Annotated in this window: 6 protein-coding genes; 3 read left to right on the forward strand and 3 right to left on the reverse strand. The window is 59.6% G+C overall.

The window, feature by feature from the left end; all coding sequences use genetic code 11:
- Nucleotides 1-78: 78 nt before the first annotated feature.
- Nucleotides 79-474, forward strand: coding sequence for a YbaY family lipoprotein (locus DCO47_RS24020; RefSeq protein WP_042606966.1), 396 nt, complete (start codon nucleotides 79-81; stop codon nucleotides 472-474).
- A 27-nt stretch (nucleotides 475-501) separates the two neighbouring features.
- Nucleotides 502-1,191 carry a DUF4197 domain-containing protein gene (locus DCO47_RS24025; protein WP_116659067.1) on the forward strand — a complete coding sequence of 230 codons (690 nt, stop codon included), beginning with the start codon at nucleotides 502-504 and terminating at the stop codon, nucleotides 1,189-1,191.
- Nucleotides 1,192-1,198: 7 nt separating this feature from the next.
- Here the strand turns inward: DCO47_RS24025 and DCO47_RS24030 are convergent, their stop codons facing one another.
- The 3 genes from DCO47_RS24030 to DCO47_RS24040 form a co-directional block, all read right to left on the reverse strand.
- The gene (locus DCO47_RS24030; RefSeq protein ID WP_116659068.1) at nucleotides 1,199-2,578 is read right to left on the reverse strand and encodes a Fic family protein; all 1,380 of its coding nucleotides are present in this window, start codon (nucleotides 2,576-2,578) and stop codon (nucleotides 1,199-1,201) included.
- A gap of 575 nt (nucleotides 2,579-3,153) precedes the next feature.
- Nucleotides 3,154-6,225, reverse strand: a complete 3,072-nt coding sequence (locus DCO47_RS24035; protein WP_042606963.1) for an efflux RND transporter permease subunit — start codon at nucleotides 6,223-6,225, stop codon at nucleotides 3,154-3,156.
- Between the two features lie 6 nt (nucleotides 6,226-6,231).
- A complete protein-coding gene (locus DCO47_RS24040) occupies nucleotides 6,232-7,332 on the reverse strand; it encodes an efflux RND transporter periplasmic adaptor subunit (protein ID WP_116659069.1) in 1,101 nt (366 codons plus the stop codon).
- Nucleotides 7,333-7,426: 94 nt separating this feature from the next.
- Here DCO47_RS24040 and DCO47_RS24045 point away from each other — a divergent pair, with 94 nt between their 5' ends.
- Nucleotides 7,427-8,062, forward strand: coding sequence for a TetR/AcrR family transcriptional regulator (locus DCO47_RS24045; protein ID WP_116659070.1), 636 nt, complete (start codon nucleotides 7,427-7,429; stop codon nucleotides 8,060-8,062).
- Nucleotides 8,063-8,087 lie beyond the last annotated feature (25 nt).

The following is an 8,087-nucleotide window of genomic DNA, read 5'->3' on the forward strand; positions in this document are numbered from 1 at the left end:
TTTTTCTGTCAACATCAGTGTCGTCTGACACACCGCTATCGCGAGCAGGCTCACTCCTACAATTGAATGGAGTACTACATGAACAAACTGCTAACCCTCGCCGCCGCCACGCTGCTCAGCGCCTGCCAATCAACCACCCCCGGCAAGGCCAGCCTCGACGGTGAAGTCTTCTACCTGCAACGCATCGCCCTGCCGCCGAGCGCGACCCTGAGCGTCAGCCTGCAAGACGTGTCGCTGGCCGATGCGCCGGCCGTGGTCCTCGCCCAACAAAAAGGCCCAATCGAAGGCCAGGTGCCGCTGCCGTTTCATTTGAGCTACGATCCGGCGCAGGTCAAACCCGGCCACCGTTACTCGGTCAGCGCACGCATCGAGGTCAACGGCGAGCTGATGTTCATCACCACCGAAAACCACGCCGTGCAACTCGACGGCAACGACCCGCAGCCGCTGAAAATCCGCGTTGACGCCGTTCGTTAATCCATTTTTCGCCACAAGGAAGCCGCCATGCGCCGCCCTACCCTTCGCTTCGCCGCCGTCTGCGCCGGCCTGCTGATCTCTGCCAACGCCCTGGCCCTGTCGCTCAATGACCTGTCGCAGCAAGACGCCACCGGCGGCCTCAAGGACGCCCTGACCCAGGGCGCGCAGATCGCCGTGAAACAACTCGGCACCCCGGGCGGCTTCAGCAACAACCCCGAGGTGAAAATCGAACTGCCGGGCAAACTCGGCAAAGCCGCGAGCAAGATGAAAGCCTTCGGCATGGGCGCCCAGGTCGAAGAACTGGAAACCGCGATGAACAAAGCCGCCGAATCCGCCGTGACCCAGGCGCAGCCAATCCTCGTCGACGCGGTGAAAAAAATGAGCGTGGCCGACGCCAAAGGCATCCTCAGCGGCGGCAACGATTCGGCGACCCAATACCTGAACAAATCCAGCCGCGAACAGATCCGCGCGAAATTCCTGCCCATCGTCAAACAAGCCACCGACAAGGTCGGCGTCGCGCAGAAGTACAACTCCTTTGCAGGTCAAGCTGCGGCTTTCGGCGTAGTTGATGCCAAGAACGCCAATGTTGAGAGTTACGTCACCGAGCAAGCACTCAATGGCCTGTTCGAGATGATCGGCAAGCAGGAAGAAACGATTCGTCAGAACCCGGCCGCTGCGGCGACGAGTCTGGCGAAGAAGGTGTTTGGTACGTTGTAAACGGGCATCACGCGGGGCGAAGTGATTCGACCCCGTGTCTTTTTTCTTCTACGGGCCCGCACAAAAAATACACCGCCTCCCGGCCCATCTTTCTTCTGGCGAATATTTGCAACTGCTCCAACCCTTCCAACATCGATTTCGCCTCACTGCCCGTGCAGGAAAAATTTTCCGCGACGTTGCTCGCCGTAAATTCCTTCGCTTCCCCGCTTTTAGCCACCTGATATAGGGCGCGCTGCCGTTGCGTCAGTTGCTCAAATACGCCAGAGCTGATCAGCCAACGGTCAAAATCCTCGGTGTCTGCCACGCTCTTGCGGTAAATATCGGTAAAGCCGACCACGGCTCGCAGAATGACAGAACACTGGAACTCGATGAAATAGGTCAGATCCAGCTCATCCGCCTCGGTGTGCAGATAGGAGCGCCCGTATTTCACCGGTGCATTGCGTAGCAACAGGCTGATCGTAATGTAGCGAAAGCCCGCGAACTCATGTTTGAACATGAACCAGTAAAACAAGGCTCTCGCAACCCGCCCGTTACCGTCGCGAAAGGGATGTTCGTAACCCATGGCGAAATGCAGCGTGATGGCCTTGATCAGTGGATGCAAATAGTTTTTTTCCAGGATCGAGGCATCGGGCTGATTGATCCAGCCGGACAGCCTCGCCAACCGCGAAACCAGACCCACCGCAGGAGGCGGTCGGTGCACGGTGTTGCCCGAACCATCCTGAACAACCACCTCATCATTGGTTCTGAACAATCCAGGGGAATACTGCTCGTCATCAATCCCCTCCACACCCACTCGATGGATCTCTGCAATCAGCTCAATGCTCAGAGGTTCATAACGCTTTTCCCAAGCGAAATTCATCATTCGATAATTACCCATGACCATGCGCTCATCCGGCGTCCGCGGCTGGCGCTGATGCTTGAGCATGTCCTTGGCAACACGAGTCGTGGTCGCCGCGCCCTCCAACTGGCTACTTGCGATGGCTTCGTCTTCGATCAAGTCATTGAGCAGACAAGAGAAATGCACACGTTCGCCGATCTGACTGGTCATGTAATCCAGCGCGGCCGTACTGGCGTGACGATCCACCACAGCCAAGGTTTTCTGCGCCAACGGCGTTGGCACATATTTGCCCCACTGCACCGGCTCGCCCAACGGCAACAAACGGATGTACTGGGCTGCCCGCGCCTTCTTCACCAACGCCCAACAAAGGTTGGCGTCCAATCCCGCAGGCCAGCGATAGCGCAACGCCTCGAATGGCAGATAGCGCCCCTGATCATCGAGGGGCTTGAGCAGCGCCAGATAATCCGCAAGTCGTTGCTTGTGGGGCGAGCGGGCCAACAGGTCGAAAACAGGATCCGTTCCGCCGCTTAATGTCGGTGGCTTCTTCATGGGACAGCCTCAAGGACTCGGAAAAACAGAACCCGGAGTACAGCATTCGACGGGCAGCGCCTCAAGATCGGAGGTTTCTGAAAGAGCTGTAGGAAGGCAGCGTGAATTGGCGAGTTGAAATGAATTGGCTGTCAGACCGCCTTCGCGAGCAGGCTCGCTCTCACAGAAAAGCAAAATCAAGATCAAAAGATCGCAGCCCTCGGCAGCTCCTACACAATGAGCGCAAGCTCGAGTACCGCTTTTGATCTTGCCGTGCCGGCCCCATCGGCAGGCTGAGTGGAGGGATTGATCCGGGCGTGGGAGCGCAGCGACCGTTTGGCGCAGCCAAACACAGCGGGAGGAGGTGCAGCGAAGCAAACCGGAGACGCTGCGCCCGGATCGATCCCGGAGCGAAGGAACCCCGAGCCCCAGCGAGGGGCCGAACGCCGGGGCCCAGCGTTTTGGTTACTTTTGGGCGTCTGCAAAAGTGACCCGCTGTAAGAGCGGAACCGCCAGCCGCAACACCCAAAAAAAACGGATATTCACTCACAACACCCAAAGCATGGTCGGCCCTCAGGCCGCCACGCAACCACAACTCAAACGGAGTCTTTGCGAACCCTGAACCAGGCCGCATACAACGCCGGCAAAAACAACAAAGTCAGCGCCGTAGCCACAATCAACCCACCCATGATCGCCACCGCCATCGGCCCGAAAAACACACTGCGCGACAACGGAATCATCGCCAGCACCGCCGCCAGCGCCGTCAACACAATCGGCCGAAAGCGCCGCACCGTCGCCTCGATGATCGCCTGCCAAGGCCTGAGCCCGGCAGCAATATCCTGCTCGATCTGATCCACCAGAATCACCGAGTTGCGCATGATCATCCCGGACAATGCGATGGTCCCCAACATCGCCACAAACCCGAACGGCTGCCGGAACACCATCAGAAACAGCGTCACCCCGATCAACCCCAGAGGTGCGGTGAGAAACACCATCGCCGTACGCGAGAAACTGCGCAGCTGCACCATCAGCAAGGTCAGTACCACGACAATAAACATCGGCACGCCGGCATTCACCGACTTCTGCCCGCGCTCGGAATCCTCCACCGTGCCGCCGACATCCAGCAGATAACCATCGGGCAATTCGGCGCGAATCGGGTCAAGCGTCGGCATGATCTGTTTGACCAGCGTCGCCGGTTGCTCCTTGCCATAAATATCGGCACGCACGGTCACGTTCGGCAGGCGGTTGCGGTGCCAGATGATGCCTTCCTCGAAGCCATATTCCAGCGTGGCAATCTGCGACAGCGCTACACTGCGGCCGTTATCGGTCGGCACCGCGAGGCTCGGCAATAACGACAACTCAGTGCGTTCATGCACGGTGCCGCGCAGCAGAATCTCGATCAATTCGTTATCTTCGCGATACTGGCTGACCGTTGAGCCGACCAGCGAACTCTGGAGGAATTTCGCCAGATTGGCGGTGCTCACGCCAAGTGCGCGGGCGCGGTCCTGGTCGATGTTCAGGTAGACGACTTTGCTCGGCTCTTCCCAGTCCAGATGCACATTGACCACATGCGGGTTCTCGCGAACCTTGGCCGCCACTTTGCGCGCCAGCGCTCGAACCTCTTCAATGTGTTCGCCGGTGACGCGGAACTGCACCGGATAGCCAACCGGCGGACCGTTTTCCAAACGAGTAACCCGCGAACGCAGGGCCGGGAATTGTTCGTTGAGGGTTTCGATCAACCAGTTGCGCAGCGCTTCACGCTCTTCGATGGTTTTCGCCAACACCACAAACTGGGCAAAACTCGCCGCCGGCAATTGCTGATCCAGCGGCAGGTAGAAACGCGGCGAGCCAGTGCCGACATAGGCCACATAATTCTCGATACCGGCGTGCTCCTTGAGCAGCGCCTCGAGGCGTTTGACTTCACTGGTGGTGTTGGCCAGCGAAACGCCTTCGGCGAGTTTCAGATCAACCATCAACTCCAGCCGGTTCGAAGCCGGGAAGAACTGCTGCGGGACGAAGCGGAACAGCATCACCGAGGCGATGAACAGGCCCACGGTGAGCACGATCACAGTCTTGCGATGCGCCACGCACCACTCCACCAGTCGCCGCACGCGCTGATAAAACGGCGTCGCGTACGGGTCCGGCTGACCATCGCCAGTGCCGTGTTTTGCCGCATGAATTTTCGCCAGATCCGGCAGGAGTTTTTCCCCCAGATACGGCACGAACATTACCGCCGCGACCCATGAGGCCAGCAAGGCAATGGTCACCACTTGGAAAATCGAGCGGGTATATTCGCCAGTGCCGGACTGCGCAGTGGCAATCGGCAGGAAGCCGGCGGCGGTGATCAACGTGCCGGTGAGCATCGGAAACGCCGTACTGGTCCAGGCATAACTCGCGGCGCGAATGCGATCGAAACCCTGCTCCATTTTGATCGCCATCATTTCCACGGCGATGATCGCGTCGTCCACCAGAAGCCCCAGCGCCAGTACCAGTGCACCGAGGGAGATCTTGTGCAGGCCGATCCCGAGGTAGTACATGCAGGCGAAGGTCATCGCCAGCACCAGCGGAATGGTCAACGCGACGACCATGCCAGTGCGCACGCCGAGAGAGAAGAAACTCACCAGCAGGACGATTGCCAGCGCTTCGACCAACACCTGAACGAACTCGCCGACCCCGGTTTTCACTGCGGCCGGCTGATCGGAGACCTTGCGCAGCTGCATCCCGGCCGGGAGATTTTTCTGGATGCGCGAGAACTCGCCTTCGAGCGCCTTGCCGAGCACCAGAATGTCGCCGCCATCCTTCATCGCCACAGCCAGACCGATCGCATCGTCGCCCATGAAACGCATGCGCGGCGCCGGGGGGTCGCTGAAACCGCGACGCACATCGGCGATATCGGAGATGCGGAACGTACGATCGGCGACGCGGATCGGAAAGTTCTTTATCTCATCGACTGTCTGAAAATTCCCTGAAACGCGTAGCTGCAAGCGCTCGCTACCGGTTTCGAAGAACCCCGCCGTGGAGACCGCGTTCTGCTCCTCCAGTGCCTGCTGCACCGCTGCCAGCGGCAAGCCGAGGGTGGCGAGTTTGACGTTGGACAGCTCGACCCAGATCTTCTCGTCCTGCAGGCCGAGCAGTTCGACCTTGCCGACGTCCTTGACCCGTTGCAGCTGAATCTGGATGCGGTCGGCGTAATCCTTGAGCACGGCGTAATCGAAACCGTCGCCAGTCAGCGCGTAGATATTGCCGAAGGTGGTGCCGAACTCATCGTTGAAAAACGGCCCCTGAATTCCCGGCGGCAAGGTCTGGCGGATGTCGCCGACCTTTTTGCGCAACTGGTACCAGAGGTCGGGGATTTGCTTGGAGTGCATCGAATCGCGGGCAATGAAAGTGACCTGGGATTCGCCGGGGCGGGAGAACGACATGATGCGTTCGTACTCGCCGGTTTCCATCAGCTTCTTTTCGATGCGTTCGGTGACCTGGCGCGAGACTTCCTGCGCGGTCGCACCGGGCCAGCGGGTCTGGATGACCATCGCCTTGAAGGTGAACGGCGGGTCTTCGCTCTGGCCGAGTTTGGTGTAGGACAGCGCGCCGACAACGGCGAGCAAAAGCATCAGGAACAATACGATCTGGCGATTACGCAACGCCCATTCGGAGAGGTTGAAGCGCATCGGGGCTTACTCCTTGTTCGCCAGATTGACCACACGGTTGGAGCGATCCACCGGTCGCACCTGCTGACCATCGAGCAACACATGGACGCCGGCGGCCACCACCCAGTCGCTGGCGCTCAGGCCTTCGAGCACTGCCACGCTTTTCTCGCCGAACGGACCGACCCGCACCGGGTTTTTCTTCAACGTGTTGTTGCCGTTGACCACCCAGACGTAGGTCGCGCCGTTCTCAGCGGTCAGCGCCGAAAGCGGAATGGACAGCGAAACACTGTCGGCCGCTTGCACGAACACCCGGGCGCTCTGCCCCAATTGCGCCGGGACTTTGCCGCTGGTGAAGGAGATACGCGCGGCAAAGGTGCGTGAGCGCGGGTCGGCGGATGGCGACAGCTCGCGGATCTGCCCGGCGAAGCGTTGATTCTGCTGTGCCCACAATTCCACGGAGACCGGCTGACCGACCTTGAAGCGGCCGAAGCTTTGCTCCGGCAGACTGATCAGGATTTCGCGCTCGCCGTCGGTGGCGAGGGTGAATACGGTTTGCCCGGCGGCGACCACTTGGCCGACTTCCACCGAACGCTTGGCCACCACACCGTCCTGTGGTGCACGCAGCACCGCGTAACTGGCCTGGTTGGTCGATACGTTGAATTCGGCTTTGATTTGTTTAAGGCGGGCTTCGCCGGAGCGGTATAGATTTTCCGCGTTGTCGTAGGCCGAGCGGCTGACCATCTGCCGCTCCATCAGGGTTTTGTAGCGATCGCGCTCGGCGCGCACCAGGTTCAGATTGGCCTCGGCGGCGGCGACCTGCGCGCTGGTGGCCTCCAGTTGCAGGCGCACATCCTGCGGATCGAGTTCGGCCAAGGGCTGATCGGCCTTGACCCGCTGACCTTCGTCGACCAGTCGTCGGCTGACTTTGCCGCCGATGCGGAACGCCAGATCAGGCTCATAACGGGCGCGAACCTCGCCCGGATAACTTTCCATCGCCTGCGCCGAAGGCTCGGGTTGCACCACCATGGCCGGTCGCACGGTGACTTTCGTCACCTCTTCCTGACCGCACGCCGATAACAGGAACGCCAGACTGACTGGCACGGCAAAGGACAACGCATGGCGGAACATGGTGACGGACCTTTCGCGAATGAGGCTTGGAATATTTATACTGGCGGGTATGGTATTAATAGCAAACTCACCAGTCCAGTATTAAAAGCGAAGAATGTCGAACAATCTTTCAGCTTCAAACGGCCCGGGCCGCCCCAAGGATCTGGCCAAGCGCCAGGCGATCCTCGACGCGGCGAAAACCCTGTTTCTCTGTCATGGCTACGCCAACACCAGCATGGACGCGGTGGCCAGCGAGGCCGGCGTGTCGAAGCTGACGGTCTACAGCCATTTCAACGACAAGGAGACGCTGTTTTTCGCCGCCGTCGTCGCGAAATGCGAGGAACAACTGCCGCCGCTGTTCTTCGAGTTGCCGGAAAACATCCCGGTGGAAAATGTGTTGCTGAACATTGCCCGAGGCTTCCACCAACTGATCAACAGCGATGAATCAGTCAACCTGCACCGCTTGATCATGGCGCTGGGCAGCCAGGACCCGAAGCTGTCGCTGATCTTCTTCGAGGCCGGCCCCGAGCGTGTGGTCAACGGCATGGAAGGTTTGCTGGCGAAGATCCATGCGAGCGGCGCGCTGAGCATCGACCAGCCACGCAATGCCGCTGAGCATTTCTTCTGCCTGATCAAAGGCGCAGGGAATTTCCGTTTGCTGTATGGCTGCGGCGAGCCGCTGACGGGTGAGGCGGCAGAGCGCCATGTACGGGAGGTGGTGGGGTTGTTTATGAGGGCGTACAAACCCTGACAGTTTTGCGGTGCTTGTTCAGACC

This window comes from Pseudomonas sp. NDM (assembly GCF_003105095.1).
Taxonomy (GTDB): Bacteria; Pseudomonadota; Gammaproteobacteria; order Pseudomonadales; family Pseudomonadaceae; genus Aquipseudomonas; species Aquipseudomonas moraviensis_A.

Coding starts and splice junctions, on each gene's coding strand:
- DCO47_RS24020 (WP_042606966.1), top strand. CDS start 79: ATGAACAAACTGCTAACCCTCGCCGCCGCCACGCTGCTCAGCGCCTGC.
- DCO47_RS24025 (WP_116659067.1), top strand. CDS start 502: ATGCGCCGCCCTACCCTTCGCTTCGCCGCCGTCTGCGCCGGCCTGCTG.
- DCO47_RS24030 (WP_116659068.1), bottom strand. CDS start 2,578: ATGAAGAAGCCACCGACATTAAGCGGCGGAACGGATCCTGTTTTCGAC.
- DCO47_RS24035 (WP_042606963.1), bottom strand. CDS start 6,225: ATGCGCTTCAACCTCTCCGAATGGGCGTTGCGTAATCGCCAGATCGTA.
- DCO47_RS24040 (WP_116659069.1), bottom strand. CDS start 7,332: ATGTTCCGCCATGCGTTGTCCTTTGCCGTGCCAGTCAGTCTGGCGTTC.
- DCO47_RS24045 (WP_116659070.1), top strand. CDS start 7,427: ATGTCGAACAATCTTTCAGCTTCAAACGGCCCGGGCCGCCCCAAGGAT.